This window comes from Microcella sp. (assembly GCF_030645145.1).
GTDB lineage: Bacteria > Actinomycetota > Actinomycetes > Actinomycetales > Microbacteriaceae > Microcella.
Map to the genome: position 1 here is coordinate 1 of NZ_JAUSMI010000103.1, position 20,031 is coordinate 20,031.

The window sequence follows — 20,031 nt, forward strand, 5'->3', positions numbered from 1 at the left end:
CGTCGTCGACACGATCGCGCGCCGCGACGCCGACGACCGGGTCGTCGAGCCCGTCGATCGCTCCGACCTCGCGATCGTGCAGACGCCGCAGGGCTTCCCGTTCCCGCTCTACCGCGAGGCGCTCGCGCAGGCCGCGGCAGACCACACCGACGACACGGGCGTGCATCGCGCCGCCGGGCATCCCGTCGTCGTCGTCGACGGCGATGCGCGCGGCTTCAAGATCACGACGCCGTGGGATCTCCGGCGGGCCGAGCAGCTGCTCGGCTCCGAGCGCCCCGCGCTGCGCACCGGCATCGGCATCGACGTGCACGCCTACGACGAGAGCGCCCCGCTGTGGCTCGGCGGCCTGCACTGGCCCGACGAGCCCGGGCTCGCGGGGCACAGCGACGGCGACGCGATCAGCCACGCGGTGTGCGACGCGCTGCTCTCGGCTGCCGGGCTCGGCGACATCGGGTCGCGATTCGGCGTCGACGACCCGCGCTTCGCCGATGCGCGCGGCGAGGTGTTCCTCACGGCGACGCTCGAGCTCGTGCGCGAGGCCGGCTTCGCGGTCGTCAACGTCGCCGTGCAGATCGTCGCGCGCCGCCCGCGCTTCGCCCCGCGCCGCCACGAGGTCGAGGCGCACCTCTCCCGGCTCGTCGGCGCCCCGGTGAGCGTCGCCGCGACGACGAGCGACGGCCTCGGGTTCACGGGCCGCGGCGAGGGCGTCACCGCGGTCGCGACGTGCCTGCTCGCTGCGACCCCCGCGACCCCCGCGACCGCCGACCCCCGCCGATAGGCTGGCCCGCGTGAGTGTGCGCCTGTACGACAGCCTGCGGCAGGCGGTCGTCGACTTCGAACCGCTCGAGCCCGGCCGGGTCGGCATGTACGTCTGCGGCCCCACCGTGCAGTCGGCGCCCCACATCGGTCACGTGCGCAGCGCCCTCGTCTACGACCTGTGGCGGCGCTGGCTCTCCTACCGCGGCTTCGCCGTGACGTTCATCCGCAACGTCACCGACATCGACGACAAGATCCTCGTCAACGCCTCCGAGGCCGAGCCCTGGTACGCGGTCGCGTACCGCGTCGAGCTCGAGTTCGCGGCCGCGTACCGCGCGATCGGGATCCTGCCGCCGACCTACGAGCCGCGCGCCACGGCATCCATCGAGACCATGCACGCGATCATCGCGACGCTCATCGAGCGCGGGCACGCCTACGCCTCCGACGACGGCTCCGGCGACGTCTACTTCGACGTGCGCAGCTGGCCGGCCTACGGCGAGCTCACCCGGCAGTCGCCCGACGACATGGAGGAGGCCGGCGACGCGCCCGCGCGCGCCAAGCGCGACCCGCGCGACTTCGCCCTGTGGAAGGGCGCGAAGTCCGACGAGCCGACGAGCGCGCACTGGCCGTCGCCGTGGGGCCCGGGCCGCCCCGGCTGGCACATCGAGTGCTCGGCGATGGCGCAGCGCTACCTCGGGCACGCCTTCGACATCCACGGCGGCGGGCTCGACCTGCGGTTCCCGCACCACGAGAACGAGCTCGCGCAGTCGCGCGCGGCCGGCGACGGCTTCGCGCGCCACTGGGTGCACAACGGCCTCGTCACCGTCGGCGGCCAGAAGATGTCGAAGTCGCTCGGCAACTCCGTCTTCGCCGCCGATCTGCTCGCCTCGGCGCGGCCCGCGGTCGTGCGCTACTGGCTCGGCTCGGCCCACTACCGCTCGACGATCGACTACACGGAGGGCTCGCTCGCCGAGTCGGAGGCGGCGCTCGAGCGCATCGAGACCTTCCTCGCCCGCGCCGCGAAGCGCGTCGACGGCACGCGGTTCGCCGAGCTGCCGGCCGAGGTGCCCGAGGCCTTCGGCGCGGCCATGGACGACGACCTCTCGACCCCCTCGGCGCTCGCGTCGCTGCACGAGACCGTGCGCGCGGGCAACGCCGCGCTCGACGCCGACGACGTCGCGGCGGCAGGCGCGGCGCGGGCCGCGGTGCTCGCCATGGTCGCCGTGCTCGGGCTCGATTTCGAGGCGGCGGATGCCCGGAGCGGAGCCGATGCGACGCACCGGGCCCTCGCATCCCTCGTCGATCGCCTCATCGTCGAACGCCGTTCCGCGCGCGATGCGCGAGACTGGAGCACTGCCGACCGCATCCGCGACGACCTCGCGGCGGCCGGCATCGTGGTGGAAGACACCCCCACGGGAACCGACTGGAGTATCGATGGCTAAGCCCGCACGCCCCGGAGCGAGCAAGAAGAAGAAGGGCCCCACCGTCGGATCGGGCGGTCAGGGCAGGCAGGCCCTCGAGGGCCGCGGGCCGACCCCGAAGGCGGAGGACCGCACCTGGCACGTCGCCGGCAAGCGCAAGGCCGCGCAGGAACGCCTCGAGGCCGCGCGATCGCGCACCGGCCGCGGCGGCTCGGGGGGCGGCAAGCCGACGGGCGGCAAGCCCTCGGGCGCGACGTCGACGAGCGGCGGCCCCCGGTCGGCGAAGAAGTCGGGCGATGCCGAGGTGCTGAGCGGCCGCAACTCGGTTCTCGAGGCGCTGCGGGCGAAGATCCCCGCCTCGACCCTCTACCTCGCGGCGCGCGTCGAGATGGACGACCGCGTGAAGGAGGCCCTCGGCCTCGCGACCAAGCGGGGGATCCCCGTGCTCGAGATCATGCGGCCCGAGCTCGACCGGCTCACCGGGCCCGACTCGGTGCATCAGGGCATCGCGCTCTCGGTGCCGGCGTACCAGTACGCGCACCCGCTCGACCTCGTCGAGGCCGCGGGCAAGCGGGGCCAGGCGCCCCTCATCATCGCGCTCGACGGCGTGACCGACCCCCGCAACCTCGGGGCGATCATCCGCTCGACGGCCGCGTTCGGCGGGCACGGCGTCATCGTGCCCCAGCGCCGTTCGGTCGGCGTGACGGCGGCGGCGTGGAAGACGTCGGCGGGCGCCGCGGCGCGCACGCCCGTCGCGATGGCCCCGAACCTCACGCAGACGCTCAAGCAGCTCAAGAGCGAGGGCCTGTTCATCCTCGGCCTCGATGGCGGCGGCGATGTGTCGCTGCCCGACCTCGAGCTCGCCGACCAGCCGATCGTGATTGTCGTCGGGAGCGAGGGCAAGGGTCTGTCGCGCCTCGTGACCGAGACCTGCGACGCGATCGTGTCGATCCCGATCACGGCGGCGACCGAGTCGCTCAACGCGGGCATCGCCGCGAGCGTCACGCTCTACGAGGTCGCCCGGAGGCGGGCCGAATACTAGGTCGTCCCGGGCCCTTCCGGTCGACTGGCCGGACTTGTACGCGTTTCCGGCGACGCGCGACAGCTCGTCCTCCGCGCCTGCGCGACCAAGGCCATGCGATCAAGTAGTGCCCCGTAACGTGGTGTAGTTCGCGGTGGCCGGTCTCGTCGTAGACGTGGGCGCGGTCACCGTGTAGTCCCTTCGAGGAATCTCCTACAACCCACTCGAAGGGCATCTTCACGATGACCGCACCTCATATTGTCGACCCTGCCGGCCTGCTCAGCGAAGCGCTGACCGATGCGTCGCCGGATCTGATGCGCAGCCTGCTGCAGACCATGATCAACGCGCTGCTGTCCGCTGACGCGGACGCCGTGGTCGGCGGGGAATGGGGCCAGCGCTCCACCGACCGGATCGCGCAACGCAACGGCTACCGGCACCGGGACCTGGATACCCGGGTCGGCACGATCGACGTGGCAATCCCGAAGCTGCGGCAGGGGACGTACTTCCCGGAGTGGCTACTGGAGCGCCGCAAGCGGGCCGAGACCGCGTTGATCACGGTCGTCGCGGACTGCTACCTCGCCGGCGTGAGCACGCGCCGGATGGACAAGCTGGTGAAGACCCTCGGGATCCACTCGCTGTCTAAGTCGCAGGTGTCCCGGAGCGGCGCCCTCCCGCTGCGCGACCGCGTCGGCGGCCTCGGGGCTGCGGTTCCAGACGGTGAGCGCGAATCCCTTGTCGAGCAGTCGGCCCACCATGGCGGCGCCCATCGCTCCGAGCCCCAAAAAAGCCCAGGGGTGCGCGCTGGCCTGCGAGTGCCTCGGTCATGTCGTCTCCTCCTCGAGCGGCGCCGATTCGTCGTCGCCTGTGTAGTGAAGCTTTACACGCGCTTCCCATCATCGGCGAGCGACGGGAAACCCGGGGAGGACTTCCGGCACGATTCCGGGTCGAATCCAGTACGCTGTGGGCCGTCCGGTTGTTCAGCACGACTGTCGGCAGGCGACTCGGTGAGGTCGTGGGGAGGTGGGACGATGCAGTTCGATGTCGGCTCGGAGCTGCGTCGCGTACGCGAGTCCAAGAAGCTCAGCCTGCGAGCGGTCGCCTCGGCGGTCGGCGTCTCGGCGAGCCTGCTGTCGCAGGTCGAGACGGGCAAGACGCAGCCCTCGGTGAGCACTCTCTACGCCCTCGTCAATCACCTCGGCATCTCTCTCGATCGCATCCTCGGACCGTCGGCCGCGCATAACGCGCCGCTCTCCCTCGGCCCAGCAGCCGCGTCCGCGGACCGCGAGGCCGATCGGCGGAGCGACTCGGTCGTCCAGCGTCGCGAGGACAACCCCGTCATCGAGATGGAGAACGGCGTCACGTGGGAGCGTCTGGCGGTCGGCGATTCGGCCGTCGCCGATCCGATCATCGTCACGTACGCACCGCGGGCCAGCTCGTCGGTCGAGGGCAAGATGATGCGGCACGCCGCTCTCGAGTACGGAGTCCTCCTCGAGGGCCGACTCACGCTCAAGGTCGACTTCGACTCGTACGAGCTCGAGCCAGGCGATTCGTTCTGCTTCGACTCCAACCGCCCGCACCTGTACCTCAATGAGTCGGACGCGCCCGCGCGAGGCATCTGGTTCGTCATCGGCCGTCGCGATATGGCCTATCAGTCACTCGCCGACCTCGGCCACAGCGACGAGTCGACCGACCCCCGCTCGCCCGCCTCCGCCGTCGAGGTGCTGCAGGCCATGAAGGCCCTTCGCCCCGAGCGCGGGGTGTCGCGGACCTAGTTGTAGTGCCCAGGCAGGTTGCTTGAGAGGCGGCTGGCGGGCGGAAGCTTTCCGATCGCAGTGTGGGGCCGGTGCTGATTGTAGAAGTGCAACCAGGCAGGCAGCGCGGCCCGTCGCGCGGCCTCGGATCGGTAGTGCCGGGAGTAGGCCCAACCATCGGCCAGAGTGCGGTGGAACCGCTCGATCTTGCCGTTGGTCTGTGGCCGGCGCGGTCGGGTGAACTTCGGCTTCACCCCCAGCTCCGCGCAGGCGTGGCGCCAGGCGTGGGACTTGTATGCCGATCCGTTGTCCGACAGCACCCGTTCGACCGTCACGCCGTGATCGGCGAACCAGGACACCGCGCGTTGAAGCACCCCGATCGCGGTGACTGCTTTCTCGTCGTCGTGGATCTCGGCATAGGCCACGCGGGAGTGGTCATCGATGACGGTGTGCACGAACGCGTGCCCGAGGATCACATCCCGTCGCCGGCTTCTGGGCTTGTCGGGCGTCGCGCGCCGGTTCCAGTCGCCCTGCTGCCGGCCAACGAACCGCCAGCCCCCGCCGTCGGGAATGTTGCCGAGCTTCTTGACATCGACATGGATCAGCGATCCGGGTCGGTCGTGCTCATAGCGGCGGGCTGGCTCGCCCGTCTTCACATCGACATGCGACAAGCGGTTCAGTCGACAGCGCACGAGCACCGCGTGAACAGTCGAGGCGGGCATCTGCAGGCGGCCGGCGATCTGAACCGGACCTAGACGCTTCTTGATCCGAAGATGGACGATTTTCTTCACCAGATGCGGCGCTGTTCGGTTCGGATGAGAGTGCGGTCGGCTGGATCGATCGGCCATCCCCTCCGGCCCGAGCTCCACGAATCGCTTGGACCACTTCGCGGCGGTGGGATAGGACACACGGAAGTACTCAGCGGCAGCAGCGACCGACCAGCCTTCCTCCACGACCTTCCGGGCAAGACGAAGACGTTGGCGCGGCGTCAGGGCCGCATTACCGTGAGACACGAGAACCTCCTGGGCTCAGAGCGGTGACTTAGACAGCTCCACTCTGGCCCGGAGGTTCTCGCTCTGTCAGGGACGCCAGATCAAACAACGTCCCTGGGCACTACAGCTAGGCCGACGGCCCGGAGGCGTCGCGGCGCGCGAGCAGGTCGCGGATCTCGCCGAGAAGCTCGAGCTCGGTCGGCGGCTCGTCGGCCGCGGTGACGGGCTCGCCCGCCTGGCGCGCCGCCTCGGCGCGCTTGGCGAGCGCGTTCATGGGCATCACGAGTGCGAAGTACACGACGGCCGCGACGATGAGGAAGTTCAGGAGCGCGGCGATGACGGCGCCGAACATGAGCTTCGCCGGCTCGTCGCCCATGAGGGTCGGGATCTCCACGACGAGCGCGGTGCTGAGGCTCTCGGCGCTGAAGAGGGCGCCGATCGCCGGATTGATGACGGCGGTGACGATCGCGTTGACGAGCGCCGTGAAGGCCGTGCCGACGACGACCGCGACGGCGAGCTCGATGACGTTGCCGCGCAGGATGAAGGCCTTGAAGCCGCTGAACATGGGACCCCCGGAGGTGTGGTGGCTGACGATGCCTCTACCCTAACCGGCGGCGCGGCGGGGCCGCGAACCGATCAGCTCGCGGCGGCCGGGGTGCTCGCGGCGGCGGGGGTGCTCGCCGGCGTCGAGCTGCTGGAGCCGCTCGACGAGCTCGAGGAATCGCTCGACGTGCCGCCCGAGGACGCGCTCGCCCGACTGTCGGTCCGGTAGAAGCCGGAGCCGTTGAACGTCACGCCGACGGCGGAGAACAGCTTGCGCAGCCGCCCTGAGCACTCGGGGCACTCGGTGAGCGAGTCGTCGGTGAACGCCTGCTGGATGTCGAACGCGGTCGAGCATTCCGTGCAGCGGTACGAGTACGTGGGCATGGCGATCCTCCTGGACAAGGATACGGGCGCGCGGGGGCAGCTCAGGACGTTCGGCCAGGAGCCCGACGCACGGTCAGGAGCCCGACGCGCGTCAGGAGAAGCGGACGACGCCGCTCGGCGTCACCACTCCGTCCACCCGCTCGTCGTGCGGCTCGCTCGGCAGCGCGTCGAGGAGCTCGTCGTCGAACACGACCGCGAACACGGGCGGTCGACGGTCCATCGATCCGAGGGTCTTGTCGAAGTAGCCGCGACCCCAGCCCATCCGCATGCCCGAGCGGTCGACGGCCGCCGCCGGCACGAGGATGAGGCCGGCGTCGTTGATCGCGAGCGGGCTCAGCAGCTCGGCATCCGGCACGGGCATGCCCGCCGCGTCGAGGAGCTCGTCGAGAGCATCCGCCCCCGATGCCGGAAGCGGCGCCCAGTCGAGGAGGCCGTCGTCCCGCGAGACCGGCAGCAGGACCTCGATGCCGCGACCGGACGCCCACTCGAGGAAGTCGCGCGTGGGCGGCTCGTCGGGCGTGGAGAGGTAGCAGCTGAGCCGCGTCGGGCCGACCGCGTCGACGAGGGCGACGAGCTGCCGCGTGAGCTGCTCGGCCGCGAGCTCGCGCTCATGCCGCGGCCGGATGCGCCGGCGCTCGCGGAGCTCGGCGCGCAGGGCGCGCTTGGCGTGGGCGGCGTGCTCGGCGTCGCTCGGCATGGGGCAATCCTAGAGTTCGCCGGGCGCCCGCAGGGCGGCGGCGGGAGGCGCTTCGCTAGGGTTGCGGGCATGACCACCGCACTCACGAAGGCCGTCATTCCCGCCGCCGGACTCGGAACGCGCTTCCTCCCGGCCACGAAGGCCATGCCCAAGGAGATGCTCCCCGTCGTCGACAAGCCCGCCATCCAGTACGTGGTCGAGGAGGCCGTCGGCGCCGGCCTGCACGACGTGCTCATGATCACCGGTCGCAACAAGGCGGCCCTCGAGAACCACTTCGACCGCATGTACGAGCTCGAGCAGACGCTCGAGGCGAAGGGCGACCGCGAGAAGCTCCGGAAGGTGGAGTACTCGACCGACCTCGCCGACATGCACTACGTCCGTCAGGGCGACCCGCTCGGGCTCGGCCACGCCGTGCTCCGCGCCAAGATGCACGTCGGGCGCGAGCCCTTCGCCGTCCTCCTGGGCGACGACATCATCGACCCGCGCGACCCTCTCCTGTCGCGCATGACCGAGGTCTACGAGCGGCGCGATGCGACCGTCGTCGCCCTGCTCGAGGTGCCCGCCTCGCAGACCCACATGTACGGCGTCGCGACGGTCGAGGAGACCGAGGACGACGATGTCGTCCGCATCACCGGCCTCGTCGAGAAGCCCCCGCAGGGCGAGGCCCCCTCGAACTACGCCATCATCGGCCGGTACGTGCTCAAGCCCGAGATCTTCGAGGTGCTCGAGCACACGGCGCCGGGCAAGGGCGGTGAGATCCAGCTGACGGATGCCCTGCTCGAGCTCGCGAACGACGAGAGCTCCGGCGGCGTCTATGGCGTGGTGTTCCGCGGACGACGCTACGACACGGGCGACCGGCTCGACTACATCAAGGCGATCGTGCAGCTCGCCGTCGAGCGGGAGGACCTGGGCGTGGACCTCCGGCCCTGGCTGCGCGAGTTCGCCGCGAACCTCGACTGACCGGCAGTGGCGACGAGCATCCCCACCCTGCGCGACGGGGCGACGACCCTGCGGCCCATCCGCGTGCGCGACGCGAAGCCGCTCGAGCGCGAGCTCCTCGCGAATCGCGCGTGGCTGCGCCCGTGGGAGGCCACGAGCCCCGTCGCCCCCGTCTCGTGGGACACGCGCGGGAGCATCCGCGGGCTGCTCGCCGCCGCCCGCACCGGCTCCGGGCTGCCGTTCGTCATCGAGAGCGACGGCGAGTTCGCCGGGCAGCTCAACGTGTCGGGCATGACCTACGGCTCGCTCGCCTCGGCCACGATCGGCTACTGGGTCGGCGAGCGCTTCGCCGGCCGCGGGCTCACCCCGACCGCGGTCGCGCTCGCCACCGACCACGTCTTCTTCACCCTCGGGCTGCACCGGATGGAGATCTGCATCCGGCCCGAGAACGCCCCGAGCCTGCGCGTCGTCGAGAAGCTCGGCTTCCGCTACGAGGGCCTGCGACGTCGCTACATCCACATCAACGGCGACTGGCGCGACCACTTCTGCTTCGCGCTCACGGTCGAGGAGGTGCCGCAGGGCGTGCTGCAGCGCTGGCGAGCCGGACGCGCCCCCGCGACGGCCGCGAGCATCCCCGAGGTCGACCTCATCGCGGCGCGCCGCGGGATCGCCCTGCCGTAGCGCCCGCTCGGGCATACCGTTGCCGCCATGGAGTTCACAGGCGGTGGAACAGCGATCCTCATCGCTCTCGCCGCAGGGCTCTGGCTCGTCTACCTCGTGCCGATGTGGCGTCGCCGCACCGAGTACCTGTCGACGGAGCGGAACGCCCTGCGGCTGCAGCAGACGCTGCGCATCATGGCCCAGACGGCCGAGCTTCCCGAGGCGGTGCGCGCGGAGATGACGGCGCGCGAGGTCGCCAACCAGGAGCGCACCCTCGCCGCTCGGCAGCGCGAGGAGCAGGCGATCGCCCGCGCTCGCGAGGCGGCCGCCCAGCGGGCCGTCCGCGAACGGCTGCAGCAGACCGCGCCCGGTCTCGCCGCCGAGGTCGACGCCGCCCAGCGCGGCCAGGCGCGCGTCCGACGCTCGCGCGCCGCCACATCGCTGCTGACCCTCCTCGCCCTCGTCGGCGTCATCGTCTCCGCCGTCGCGGGCGCCTGGGCCTGGACGGCGCTCTCCTCCTTCATCGTCGTGAGCGGCATCACCCTGCTCGTCGGCCTCGCTCGCGCCTCGCGCCGCCGCGAGACCGGCGCCGTCGCCCCCCGACGCGCGCAGCGCTTCGTCGACTTCGCCGCGGACGGCGACCGCACCTCCCGCGCCGCGGAGCCGCGCGACTGGACCCCCGTGCCCCTGCCGAAGCCGCGGTACCTCGCGGTGCCGAGCGCGAGCTCCGGACGCCCGGGCCTCGGCTCGATCGACCACACCGCGGTGCTCGCCGCCGCCGCGGCCGAGGCCGAGCGGGCGCAGCGAGCCGCGACCGCGCCGAGCGCGCCCGCGGTCGCGAGCGCCGCATCCGCCGCAGCATCGTCGGCCGGGGCCGTCGCTGCCGCCCCCGTTCCTGCCGCTCCGGTCGCCGTCCCCGCTGCTGACGCGACCGGGCGCAGCTCGTCCGAACCGGTCAGCCGGTTCGCCCGCATGGGCCTGCTCGAGGGGCTGCCGACCGCGGCGCCGGACCTCGACGAGGTGCTCGAACGGCGTCGCGCCGCCGGCTGAGCCGGGTGCCGAGAGGCCGCGACGGCAGTGATAGTGTTGTCGTCGTTCACGGGCCTGTGGCGCAGTTGGTAGCGCGCCTCGTTCGCATCGAGGAGGTCAGGGGTTCGAATCCCCTCAGGTCCACCACGCATCGTGAGCACGAGCAGAACCCCGGCCCCGCGGCCGGGGTTCTTGCGTTTCGAGGGGCGAAGGAACGCGCTCGACCCCGGGTGCTCGAGGCGAAGGGTCGGGGGTCGAGTGCGATGGCGCTCGCGGTGCGAACCCTGCAGTCGTGCCGTCCGGTCGAGACGCCCCTCGCCCGGGCTGCCGCCGAGAGCGCGGCCGCCGCGCTGCGCGAGAGCTGATCTGCTCAGGCTCGCTCGTACGTCACCTGCACCATGCCGTTCTCGAAGCGGCGCTCGCGCACGAGCCGCAGGTCGAGGCGCACGTCGTCGGGGAGGGCGCGGATGCCGCCGCCGACGATCGCCGGGCAGATGAGAAGCTGCACGACGTCGATGAGCCCGAGCCGGAAGGCCGTGGCGGCGAGCGCCGGGCCCTCGATCGTCACGTCGCCCGTCGCCGAGGCGAGGGCGCGCTCGATCGACTCCGCGGTGAGCTCGCGCTCGAGCCGGGTCCGGGTGGTGACGACGTCGTCGAGGGTGCGCGAGTAGACGACCTTCTCCGCGCGCTGCCAGATTTCGGCGAAGCGGGCCATCTCGGGGGTGTCGGCCCACGCGGGTTCGGTCTCCCAGCCCGACATCGTCTCGTACATGCGCCGCCCGTAGAGGAAGGTGCTGATCGAGCTCAGGTCGTCGTTGATCGCGGAGACGACCTCCTCGCTCGGGAAGGCCCAGTCGAAGCCTCCGCCGGCGTCGGAGTTGTAGCCGTCGAGCGAGCAGGCGACCGAGTAGACGAGGCGTGACATGGGCACACGGTACGCCTGCTCCGCGTCGGCGCGCAGGACTACGCTCGCGGCATCACCGCAGCGCAGCATCCCGCCGACAGTCACGACCTCATCCGGGTCCAGGGGGCGCGCGAGAACAACCTGCGCGACGTGAGCGTCGACCTCCCGAAGCGGCGCCTCACGGTATTCACGGGCGTCTCGGGCTCGGGCAAGTCGAGTCTCGTGTTCGCGACGATCGCCGCCGAGTCGCAGCGCATGATCAACGAGACCTACAGCGCGTTCGTGCAAAACTTCATGCCGAGCCTCGCCCGGCCCGACGTCGACGTGCTCGAGGGGCTCACGACCGCGATCATCGTCGATCAGGAGCGCATGGGCGCGAACTCGCGCTCGACGGTGGGAACGGCGACCGACGCGAACGCGATGCTGCGCGTGCTCTTCAGCCGACTGGGCGATCCGTACATCGGTCCGCCCAACGCCTTCTCGTTCAACGTGCCGACGACGCGCGTGAGCGGCGAGCGCACGAGTGCGACGGGCGAGCGCACGGTCATCGAGGACGAGGTGTACCTGGGCGGGATGTGCCCGCGCTGCGAGGGCATGGGCAGCGTGACCGACATCGACATCAGCCAGCTCGTCGACGACAGCCGTTCGATCGCCGAGGGCGCGATCACCGTGCCCGGCTACACCGCGGACGGCTGGATGGTGCGCATCTTCACCGAGTCCGGCTTCGTCGACGGCGACGTGCCGGTGCGCGACTTCAGCCCCGAGATGCTCGCCGACTTCCTCTACAAGGAGCCGACGAAGGTCAGGGTCGCGAACATCAACATGACGTACGAGGGCCTCGTGCCGCGCATCCAGAAGTCGATGCTCAGCAAGGACGTCGACGCGATGCAGCCGCACATCCGCGCCTTCGTCGAGCGCGCGGTCACCTTCACGACGTGCCCCGACTGCGCGGGCACCCGCCTGAGCGAGGCCGCGCGGTCGTCGCGCATCGCGGGCGTCAGCATCGCCGAGGCGTGCGCGATGCAGATCAGCGACCTCGCCTCGTGGGTCGCCGCGATCGACGACCCCGGTGTCGCTCCGCTCGTGGCGACCCTCCGCCGCGCGCTCGACTCGTTCACCGAGATCGGACTCGGCTACCTGAGCCTCGACCGGCCCGCGGGCACGCTCTCGGGCGGCGAGGCGCAGCGCACGAAGATGATCCGGCACCTCGGCTCGTCGCTCACCGATGTCACGTACGTCTTCGACGAGCCGACGGTGGGGCTGCACCCGCACGACATCCGGCGCATGAACGGGCTCCTGCAGCGACTGCGCGACAAGGGCAACACCGTGCTCGTCGTCGAGCACAAGCCCGAGGCGATCGCGATCGCCGACCACGTCGTCGACCTCGGCCCGGGCGCCGGGACGGCGGGCGGCGAGATCGTCTTCGAGGGCACGGTCGACGAGCTGCGGGCGAGCGGCACGCTCACCGGGCGGCACCTGGACGACCGCGCGGCCCTCAAGACCGGCGTGCGGACGCCGATGGGGGCGATCGCCGTGCGCGGAGCATCCGATCACAATCTTCAGGGGGTCGACGTCGACGTTCCGCTCGGCGTCCTCGTCGTCGTCACGGGCGTCGCGGGTTCGGGCAAGAGCTCGCTCATCCACGGCTCGGTCGTGCGCGATGGCGGAGCGCCGCGCGAGGGCGTCGTCGCGGTCGACCAGGGCGCGATCCGCGGCTCCCGGCGCAGCAACCCGGCGACCTACACGGGCATGCTCGAGCCGATCCGCAAGGCGTTCGCGAAGGCCAACGGCGTGAAGCCCGCCCTCTTCAGCGCGAACTCCGAGGGCGCGTGCCCGACCTGCAAGGGAGCGGGCGTCGTCGACACCGATCTGGGGATGCTCGCCACCGTGTCGTCCCCGTGCGAGGACTGCGGCGGCCGGCGCTTCCAGTCCTCCGTGCTCGAGTACCGCCTGGGCGGCGCGAACATCACCGACGTGCTGGCGATGCCCGTGAGCGAGGCCGTCGACTTCTTCGCGACGGGCGAGTCGCGCGTGCCCGCGGCGCTCGCGGTCCTGCAGCGCCTCGTCGCCGCGCGCGCGACGCTCACGGGCGAGCACCTCGCCGAGTACGTCGCCCGATGACGCGGCGGATCCGAGCTCGCGCCGCGTTCTCGATTCCGAAAGATTCGCCATTCCTTCACGCTGTTCAGCCAGAATGAACGCCCAGAAGTGCGCTCGGCGTGGATACAGTTCGTCAACACCACCGTGCTTTTCGAGCACACCGACCGAGGGAGCTGCATGGACATCGCCGTCCGCCGCGAACCGATCGAGGGGGAGCGCCGCGTCGCGGCCACACCCGCCTCGACGGCGCAGTATCTGAAGAACGGGCTCAGCGTCACGATCGAGCGAGGGGCCGGCACCGCATCGGGCTACGCCGACGCCGACTACGAGGCTGCGGGGGCGACGCTCGTCGACGCCGTCGATCTCGGCCGCGTCGAGGTCCTCGCCCACGTGCGCCCGCTCGACGCCGCGACGATCGGGGCGCTGCCGAGCGGGGCCGTCACGGTCGGCTTCGGCTCGCCCGCCTCCGAGCTCGACGGGGTCGCGGCGCTCGCCGCGCAGGGCGTCACCGCCTTCTCGCTCGAGCTCATCCCGCGCATCTCGCGCGCTCAGTCGATGGACGCCCTCACCTCGCAGTCGCTCATCGCGGGCTACCGCTGCGTGCTCGAGGCCGGCATGCGCTTCCCCCGGTTCTTCCCGCTCTACATGACCGCTGCCGGCACGATCCCGCCCGCGCGGGTGCTCGTGCTCGGGGCCGGCGTCGCGGGTCTCCAGGCGATCGCGACCGCGAAGCGCCTCGGCGCGAAGGTCTCGGCGTACGACGTGCGCTCGGCCTCCGCCGACGAGGTCCGCTCGATGGGCGGCACGTTCATCCACCTCGATCTCGACGCCGCGGCGGACGCCGCGGGCGGCTACGCGAAAGAGCTCGCCGCCGACCGCGCCGACCGCCAGCGCGAGCTGCTCGCCCCCCACGTCGCCGACGCCGACGTCATCATCACGACCGCGGCCATCCCCGGCCGCCCGGCGCCGCGCCTCATCACGGCGTCGATGCTGCAGGGCATGAAGCCCGCCTCGGTCATCGTCGACCTCGCCGCCGAGACGGGCGGCAACGTCGAGGGCGCGGTCGCGGGCGAGGATGTCCGCGTCGAGGTCCCCGGCGGATTCGTCACGATCGTGGGCATGAAGGACGCCCCCTCGACCATGGCCTTCGACGCGAGCCGCCTGCTCGCCCAGAACATCGCCAACCTCATCGGCCTCATGACCGTCGAGGGCGCCATCGCGCCCGACTTCGACGACGAGGTCGTCGCCGGCGCCTGCCTCGCTCACGCGGGCGAGGTCCGCCACGAGCCCACGGCCGCCGCGATCGCGGCCGCCGCCACCTCCTCGACCGGAACGACGGGAGCGCACTGATGGACCCCATCACCCTGCTGACCTTCTTCGTGCTCTCGGTCTTCGTCGGCTTCGAAGTCGTCTCGAAGGTCTCGAGCACCCTGCACACGCCCCTCATGTCGGGCGCGAACGCGATCCACGGCATCATCCTCGTCGGCGCCGTGATCGTGGCGGGCCAGGCGGAGAGCCCGCTCGTGCTCGTGGTCGCGCTCCTCGCCGTGCTCATGGCCACGGTCAACCTGGTCGGCGGCTTCGTCGTCACCGACCGCATGCTCCAGATGTTCGGCGGCCGCAAGCCCGCCCCCCAGCGCGCCGATGCGGAGGACGCCCGATGACGATTCTCAGCTCCGAGCTGACCGCGTTCCTCTACCTGGTCGCCGCGGTCTGCTTCATCCTCGCTCTCAAGGGTCTCGGCTCGCCGAAGACCGCTCGTCGCGGCAACCTCGTGGGCGCGTTCGGCGCCCTGCTCGCGATGATCGTCGTCTTCCTGTCGACCGAGCTCGACAACATCGCGCTGATCCTCGCCGTCATCGCGGTCGGAACCGTCATCGCGGTTCCCGCCTCGCGCATGGTCAAGATGACGCAGATGCCGCAGCTCGTCGCGCTGTTCAACGGCGTCGGCGGCGGTGCCGCCGCTCTCGTGGCGCTGCTCGAGCTCGAGCACAGCGACACGATCGGCGCCTTCCTCGCGGTCGCCTTCACGGTGCTGATCGGGTCGATCGCGTTCTCCGGCTCGGTCGTCACGTTCCTCAAGCTCCAGGAGCTCATGCCCACGCGCCCGATCGTCTTCGCCGGGCAGGCGATCGTCATCGTCCTCCTGCTCGTCGTGGGCCTCTCCGCCGCCGCGCTCATCGTGCTCGACGAGGCGACGCTCGCGGGGCTCGGACTCGCGGGAATCAAGGGCACGGCCGCGGTCGTCGCACTCGCCGTCGGCCTGGTCCTGGGCGTCCTGCTCGTGCTTCCCGTGGGCGGCGCCGATGTGCCGATCGTCATCTCGCTACTCAACGCCGGTACCGGTCTCGCGGTCGCGGCGTCGGGTCTCGTCCTCAGCAACACGCTGCTGCTCGTGGCGGGAACGCTCGTCGGCGCGAGCGGCTCGATCCTCACGCGCGAGATGGCGAAGGCCATGGGGCGCAGCGTCACGGGGATCCTGTTCGGGGCCTTCAAGGGCGGCTCGACGGCAGGGTCGACGGTCGCCTCCGATCGGCCGGTGCGCTCGTCGACCGCGGAGGACGTCGCGATCCTGCTCGGCTACGCGCAGCGCGTCATCGTCGTCCCCGGCTACGGTCTCGCCGTCGCCCAGGCGCAGCACACGATGGCCGAGCTCGCGACGACGCTCGAGGCGAAGGGCATCGAGGTCGTCTTCGGCATCCACCCCGTCGCCGGCCGCATGCCGGGGCACATGAACGTCCTCCTCGCCGAGGCGAACGTGCCCTACGAGGTGCTGCAGGAGATGGACGAGGTCAACCCGCAGTTCAAGACGGCCGACGTCGCCCTCGTGGTGGGCGCGAACGACGTCGTGAACCCGGCGGCGAAGTCGAGCCCCGGGTCGCCGATCTACGGGATGCCCATCCTCGACGTCGCCTCGGCCCGCCAGGTCGTCTTCCTCAAGCGCTCCATGCGCCCCGGATTCGCCGGCATCGAGAACGACCTGCTGTTCGAGCCGCAGACGACGCTGCTGTTCGGCGACGCGAAGGAATCGCTCACGAAGGTGCTCAGCGCGGTCAAGGCGCTGTAGCGCCGGAGCCGACGCACGTGCGAGAGGCGCGGGGCCCGTGACGGCCCCGCGCCTCCTCCGTCATCGTCAGTCGCTCTCGGCATTCCTCCGGCGCCGCCGGACGACGCCCAGCGCGATCAGGAGCGCGCCGATCCCGGCGAGGATCGCCGCTCCGATCGTGAGACCTGCGTTCCATCCGATGAACTCGCCCGGTTCGTTCGAGCCCGGGGTCTCGCGGCCGAACATCACCGCAGCGACGACGACCCCGATGACGAGGAGCAGCGCACCGGGGGCGATGAGACCCCAGCCGGAGGACGGCGTCGGGGAGGGGGCGGAGCTCGGGCGGGCGTCGATGTCGTTCATGCTGTCCATGACAACAACTACGGGGTGCTGCGCGGTAGGGGGTTGACCGGTAGGGGGTTGACCGGTCGAGCCCGTTCCCCGTCAGTCGGCGGGCTCGTCCTCCCGGGGGGCGAGAAGCCCCGCTCGTTCCGCCTCCGTGACCGCCTGACGGCGCGACTCGACGCCGAGCACGTCGAAGATGCGCATGATGTCGTGGCCGATCGTCGAGGTGCCGAAGTTCATGGCGCGCGCGATCTGTCCGTTCGTGCGGCCCGCCTGCAGGTGCTCGAGGATCTCGCGCTGCCGCGCGCTCAGCGGAGCGCTCCGGCGCGGGCGATCGCGCGGGGCGACGGCGGCGGGCTCGGCGCTCGAGATCGTCGCCGAGACCAGGTCGGCCACCGCCGCCCAGAAGACGCGGTTCTGCTCGTGCGCCGGAGCGACGTCCATCGCGAGCGCCATGCCGCCGATCGTGGCGCCGCGGGCGAGGAGCGGCAGGCAGATGATGTGCGTGCCGGGGAGGTCGAGCCCCTCGAGCCCTGCGTACCGTGCCGTGAGTTCGGGCACCTCCCCTTCCACGACGGTGCCCCGGCGCACCGAGTCGGCGAGCGGAATGGGGCTGTCGAGTGCGTAGCGCGGCCCGTCCCGGAGCATTCCGGTCGGGAAGCCGAACATCGTGCGCACGTCCAGGAAGCTCTGGCTGTCGATCATCCCGACGGCGGCGCTGCGCGCCTCGAACGGCCGCAGCACCTGCAGCACGAGCGAGCTCGCGAACGACGCGCGGTCGGGCCGGTTCGCGCAGATGCGGGCGAGCTCGGCAAGGCAGCCGAGGAGTTCGCGCTCCCTCATCGGGTCGTGAGGGGGGAGGTCGCGGGACGCGAGTTGTGGAACGGGGCGGGGCCGACGCGAGCGGCTCTCGTCATGGATCGTCTCTCAAGGTGTTCGGGGCGGCGGTCCGCCGATGCATCCTTGTCATCCGAGCATATGTCTCGAGCTGTCGAAAGGGATTGACGAACGCCCCGCGATAGGGCATAGCGCGAAGAAGCGCGCGCGCGTTCCCCAGGGGCACGGCTTACCCTGGGAGGGTGCTCGCCGCCCCGCTGACCTCCGCCGAGATCGAGGGCATCCGCGCGCGGTTCCCGATCCTCCGTCGTGAGGTGAACGGGCATCCGCTCGTCTACCTCGATTCGGCGGCCACCGCGCAGAAGCCCGACGCCGTCATCGACGCCGAGAGCGACTTCCTGCGCACCTCGAACGCGGCCGTCAATCGCGGAGCCCACTCCCTCGCCGGCGAGGCCACCGAGGCGTACGAGGATGCCCGGGCCACGATCGCGCGCTTCCTCGGCGTCGACGAGAACGAGGTGGTGTTCACGAGCCACGCCACCGAGGCGCTCAACCTCGTCGCGTACTCCCTCGGAACCGCGAGCAGCGGCAGCGGAGCCGGTTCGCACCCCGACGCCGCGCGCTTCGCGCTGCGCGAGGGCGACGAGATCGTCGTGACCGAGCTCGAGCACCACGCGAACCTCATCCCGTGGCAGGAGCTCGCGGCCCGCACGGGCGCGACGCTGCGGTACATCCCCGTGCTCGACCACGGCGGGCTCGATCTCGACGCGGCCGCGACCATCATCGGCGAGCGCACGCGCGTGCTCGCCGTCACCCACGTCTCGAACGTCACGGGCGGCGTGACCCCGCTTGAGCACCTCGTGCCGCTCGCGCGCGCGGTCGGCGCGCTCGTCGTGCTCGACGCGTGCCAGTCGGCTCCGCACCTGCCGCTGCGGCCGCGCGAGCTCGACGTCGACATCGCCGTGTTCAGCGGCCACAAGCTCTACGGCCCGACCGGCATCGGCGTGCTCTACGGCCGCACCGAGCTCCTCGACGCGATGCCGCCGTTCCTCTACGGCGGCTCGATGATCACGACGGTCACGATGGAGCACTCCGAGTACCTCCCCGCGCCGCAGCGCTTCGAGCCCGGCACTCCGCGCCTGTCGCAGGCGGTCGGGCTCGCGGCCGCGATCCGCTTCGTCGAGGAGGTCGGGCTGGACCGCATCGCCGCGACCGAGCATCAGCTCGCGGCGCGGCTGCTCGACGGCCTCGCGCGCGTGCCGGGCGTGCGCATCCTCGGCGCCGACAACCCCGCGCCGCGCGTCGCGCTCGCCTCGATCGTCGTCGACGGCGTGCACGCGCACGACGCCGGCCAGGTGCTCGACGACCGGGGAATCGCGGCGCGCGTCGGCCACCACTGCGCGCAGCCCCTGCACCGCCGCTTCGGGGTCAGCGCGAGCCTGCGGCTGAGCGCGGGCATCCACACGACGGAGGACGAGCTCGATCTCGCGATCGACGCGGTCGCGGGCATCCGCCCGTTCTTCGGTCTCGGCGAGGGGGCGGAAGCATGAGCGGTCTCGAGCAGCTGTACCAGCAGATCATCATGGATCACGCGAAGCACCCGCACGGCACCGATCTCGCCGCGGGCGAGGAGACGAGCCACCAGCGCAACCCCGTGTGCGGCGACGAGATCACGCTCGCCCTGCGGTGGGATGCCGCGGGCGACCGCATCGCGGACGTCGCGTGGGAGGGGAGCGGCTGCTCGATCTCGCAGGCGAGCGCCTCGCTCCTGGCGACCCTCGCGGAGGAGCGCGCCGCCGAGGGCGAGGCGTGGACGCCGGAGGAGCTCACGGCGCTCATCGCGGAGTTCCGCGAGGCTCTGCGGTCGCGCGGGGCGATCGCGCTCGACGAGGAGCGCTTCGGCGACGCGGCCGCGCTCAGCGGCGTCTCGAGGTACGTCGCGCGCGTGAAGTGCGCGATGCTCGCTTGGGTCGCGGCGGAGGACCTGCTCGTGCGGCGCGCGGGCGCCGGCAGCTAGGCCTCGACGGCCTCGAGCACCCAGATCGGGATGCGCCGCTCCGTCTTCTTCTGGTACTCGGCGTAGTCGGGCCAGACGGCGCACGCGCGCTCCCACCACAGCTCGCGCTCGGGGCCCTCGGCGAGCTCGCGGGCGCGGTAGTCGCGCTTCTCCGCCATGTCCTGCAGCTCGCACAGCGGGTGGGCGACGAGATTGCGATGCCAGGCGGGGTGGTCGGGGGCGCCGCCCTTCGAGGCGACGACGAGGTAGTCGCCGTCGTGCTCGACGCGCATGAGCGCGGTCTTGCGCAGCTTCCCGCTCGTCGCGCCGAGCGTCGTCAGGACGATGATGGGCCGACCGCGGAGGTCGTTGCCCTCCTGGCCATTGGTGCGCTCGTAGAGCTCCGCCTGCTCGCGGGCCCACTCGGACGTGCTGGGTGCGTACTCTCCGGTCAGCGGCATGCCTCGAGGCTAGCTGTAGTTCCCAGGCAGGTTGTTCAGGTCGAGCTCCTCCAGGCTTGAGGGTGTCTAGTCGCTCTCACCTGAAGGAGCCCGATGGAGCTTCACGCTAATGCCCGTTTGTCTGTTGAAGGTCGACGACTGCTGTGTCG

The 20,031-nt window shown here is 71.4% G+C and carries 21 protein-coding genes, 1 tRNA gene and 2 pseudogenes; 15 read left to right on the forward strand and 9 right to left on the reverse strand.

All coding sequences use genetic code 11. From position 1 onward, the window contains the following. From ispF to Q7T15_RS07235, 4 genes and pseudogenes are all read left to right on the forward strand, one after another. Positions 1–778, forward strand: a 778-nt coding sequence (gene ispF, locus Q7T15_RS07220) for a 2-C-methyl-D-erythritol 2,4-cyclodiphosphate synthase (protein WP_304694770.1), incomplete at its 5' end; no start/stop codon positions are given. A gap of 10 nt (positions 779–788) precedes the next feature. Beyond that, entirely contained in the window at positions 789–2,198 is a 1,410-nt protein-coding gene (cysS, locus tag Q7T15_RS07225; RefSeq protein WP_304694772.1) for a cysteine--tRNA ligase, read from the forward strand. Then, on the forward strand, positions 2,191–3,219 hold the full coding sequence (gene rlmB, locus Q7T15_RS07230; protein ID WP_304694774.1) for a 23S rRNA (guanosine(2251)-2'-O)-methyltransferase RlmB: 1,029 nt from the start codon (positions 2,191–2,193) through the stop codon (positions 3,217–3,219). Before cysS ends, rlmB begins: the two co-directional genes overlap by 8 nt. A gap of 221 nt (positions 3,220–3,440) precedes the next feature. Next, a pseudogene (locus tag Q7T15_RS07235) lies at positions 3,441–3,857 on the forward strand (transposase); the annotation flags it as partial. 63 nt (positions 3,858–3,920) lie between these two features. Here the strand turns inward: Q7T15_RS07235 and Q7T15_RS12355 are convergent. After that, a pseudogene (locus Q7T15_RS12355) lies at positions 3,921–3,965 on the reverse strand (hypothetical protein); the annotation flags it as partial. A 261-nt stretch (positions 3,966–4,226) separates the two neighbouring features. Between Q7T15_RS12355 and Q7T15_RS07240 the strand changes: the two are divergent. After that, a complete protein-coding gene (locus Q7T15_RS07240; protein WP_304694808.1) occupies positions 4,227–4,970 on the forward strand; it encodes a cupin domain-containing protein in 744 nt (247 codons plus the stop codon). On the opposite strand, the gene Q7T15_RS07245 is transcribed toward Q7T15_RS07240, so the two are convergent. The 4 genes from Q7T15_RS07245 to Q7T15_RS07260 form a co-directional block, all read right to left on the reverse strand. Continuing rightward, positions 4,967–5,962: an IS481 family transposase gene (locus tag Q7T15_RS07245; RefSeq protein ID WP_304694776.1), complete on the reverse strand. Its 996-nt coding sequence runs from the start codon at positions 5,960–5,962 to the stop codon at positions 4,967–4,969. The genes Q7T15_RS07240 and Q7T15_RS07245 overlap by 4 nt on opposite strands. A 106-nt stretch (positions 5,963–6,068) precedes the next feature. Next, positions 6,069–6,506: a large conductance mechanosensitive channel protein MscL gene (mscL, locus tag Q7T15_RS07250; protein WP_304694778.1), complete on the reverse strand. Its 438-nt coding sequence runs from the start codon at positions 6,504–6,506 to the stop codon at positions 6,069–6,071. A gap of 71 nt (positions 6,507–6,577) precedes the next feature. Beyond that, positions 6,578–6,868: an FmdB family zinc ribbon protein gene (locus Q7T15_RS07255; RefSeq protein ID WP_304694780.1), complete on the reverse strand. Its 291-nt coding sequence runs from the start codon at positions 6,866–6,868 to the stop codon at positions 6,578–6,580. Between the two features lie 91 nt (positions 6,869–6,959). Next, positions 6,960–7,565, reverse strand: a complete 606-nt coding sequence (locus Q7T15_RS07260; RefSeq protein ID WP_304694782.1) for a 5-formyltetrahydrofolate cyclo-ligase — start codon at positions 7,563–7,565, stop codon at positions 6,960–6,962. A gap of 69 nt (positions 7,566–7,634) precedes the next feature. On the opposite strand from Q7T15_RS07260, the gene galU reads away from it, so the two are divergent. From galU to Q7T15_RS07280, 4 genes are all read left to right on the forward strand, one after another. Further along, positions 7,635–8,525, forward strand: a complete 891-nt coding sequence (galU, locus tag Q7T15_RS07265; RefSeq protein WP_304694784.1) for a UTP--glucose-1-phosphate uridylyltransferase GalU — start codon at positions 7,635–7,637, stop codon at positions 8,523–8,525. Positions 8,526–8,531: 6 nt separating this feature from the next. Continuing rightward, entirely contained in the window at positions 8,532–9,185 is a 654-nt protein-coding gene (locus tag Q7T15_RS07270; RefSeq protein WP_304694786.1) for a GNAT family N-acetyltransferase, read from the forward strand. A 27-nt stretch (positions 9,186–9,212) separates the two neighbouring features. After that, on the forward strand, positions 9,213–10,214 hold the full coding sequence (locus Q7T15_RS07275) for a hypothetical protein (RefSeq protein WP_304694788.1): 1,002 nt from the start codon (positions 9,213–9,215) through the stop codon (positions 10,212–10,214). 50 nt (positions 10,215–10,264) lie between these two features. Next, positions 10,265–10,340 (forward strand) — tRNA-Ala (locus Q7T15_RS07280). A 223-nt stretch (positions 10,341–10,563) separates the two neighbouring features. Here the strand turns inward: Q7T15_RS07280 and Q7T15_RS07285 are convergent. Further along, the gene (locus tag Q7T15_RS07285) at positions 10,564–11,118 is read right to left on the reverse strand and encodes a dihydrofolate reductase family protein (protein WP_304694790.1); all 555 of its coding nucleotides are present in this window, start codon (positions 11,116–11,118) and stop codon (positions 10,564–10,566) included. 51 nt (positions 11,119–11,169) lie between these two features. Between Q7T15_RS07285 and Q7T15_RS07290 the strand changes: the two genes are divergently transcribed. From Q7T15_RS07290 to Q7T15_RS07305, 4 genes are all read left to right on the forward strand, one after another. Beyond that, complete coding sequence (locus tag Q7T15_RS07290) at positions 11,170–13,218, forward strand: excinuclease ABC subunit UvrA (protein ID WP_304694809.1); 2,049 nt, start codon at positions 11,170–11,172, stop codon at positions 13,216–13,218. Positions 13,219–13,374: 156 nt separating this feature from the next. Then, positions 13,375–14,547, forward strand: coding sequence for an NAD(P) transhydrogenase subunit alpha (locus Q7T15_RS07295; protein ID WP_304694792.1), 1,173 nt, complete (start codon positions 13,375–13,377; stop codon positions 14,545–14,547). Further along, a complete protein-coding gene (locus Q7T15_RS07300) occupies positions 14,547–14,861 on the forward strand; it encodes an NAD(P) transhydrogenase subunit alpha (RefSeq protein WP_304694794.1) in 315 nt (104 codons plus the stop codon). Before Q7T15_RS07295 ends, Q7T15_RS07300 begins: the two co-directional genes overlap by 1 nt. Beyond that, positions 14,858–16,264, forward strand: coding sequence for an NAD(P)(+) transhydrogenase (Re/Si-specific) subunit beta (locus Q7T15_RS07305; RefSeq protein ID WP_304694796.1), 1,407 nt, complete (start codon positions 14,858–14,860; stop codon positions 16,262–16,264). Before Q7T15_RS07300 ends, Q7T15_RS07305 begins: the two co-directional genes overlap by 4 nt. Positions 16,265–16,330: 66 nt before the next feature. On the opposite strand, the gene Q7T15_RS07310 is transcribed toward Q7T15_RS07305, so the two are convergent. Both Q7T15_RS07310 and Q7T15_RS07315 read right to left on the reverse strand, forming a co-directional pair. Continuing rightward, positions 16,331–16,606 carry a hypothetical protein gene (locus tag Q7T15_RS07310; RefSeq protein ID WP_304694798.1) on the reverse strand — a complete coding sequence of 92 codons (276 nt, stop codon included), beginning with the start codon at positions 16,604–16,606 and terminating at the stop codon, positions 16,331–16,333. Between the two features lie 81 nt (positions 16,607–16,687). Then, positions 16,688–17,431 carry a LuxR C-terminal-related transcriptional regulator gene (locus Q7T15_RS07315; RefSeq protein WP_304694800.1) on the reverse strand — a complete coding sequence of 248 codons (744 nt, stop codon included), beginning with the start codon at positions 17,429–17,431 and terminating at the stop codon, positions 16,688–16,690. A gap of 236 nt (positions 17,432–17,667) precedes the next feature. On the opposite strand from Q7T15_RS07315, the gene Q7T15_RS07320 reads away from it, so the two are divergent. After that, a complete protein-coding gene (locus Q7T15_RS07320) occupies positions 17,668–18,975 on the forward strand; it encodes a SufS family cysteine desulfurase (protein WP_304694802.1) in 1,308 nt (435 codons plus the stop codon). After that, the gene (sufU, locus tag Q7T15_RS07325) at positions 18,972–19,442 is read left to right on the forward strand and encodes a Fe-S cluster assembly sulfur transfer protein SufU (protein ID WP_304694804.1); all 471 of its coding nucleotides are present in this window, start codon (positions 18,972–18,974) and stop codon (positions 19,440–19,442) included. The genes Q7T15_RS07320 and sufU overlap by 4 nt, the downstream gene beginning before the upstream one ends. Here the strand turns inward: sufU and Q7T15_RS07330 are convergent. Further along, complete coding sequence (locus Q7T15_RS07330; RefSeq protein WP_304694806.1) at positions 19,439–19,882, reverse strand: nitroreductase family deazaflavin-dependent oxidoreductase; 444 nt, start codon at positions 19,880–19,882, stop codon at positions 19,439–19,441. The two genes, sufU and Q7T15_RS07330, sit on opposite strands and share 4 nt — an antisense overlap. Positions 19,883–20,031 lie beyond the last annotated feature (149 nt).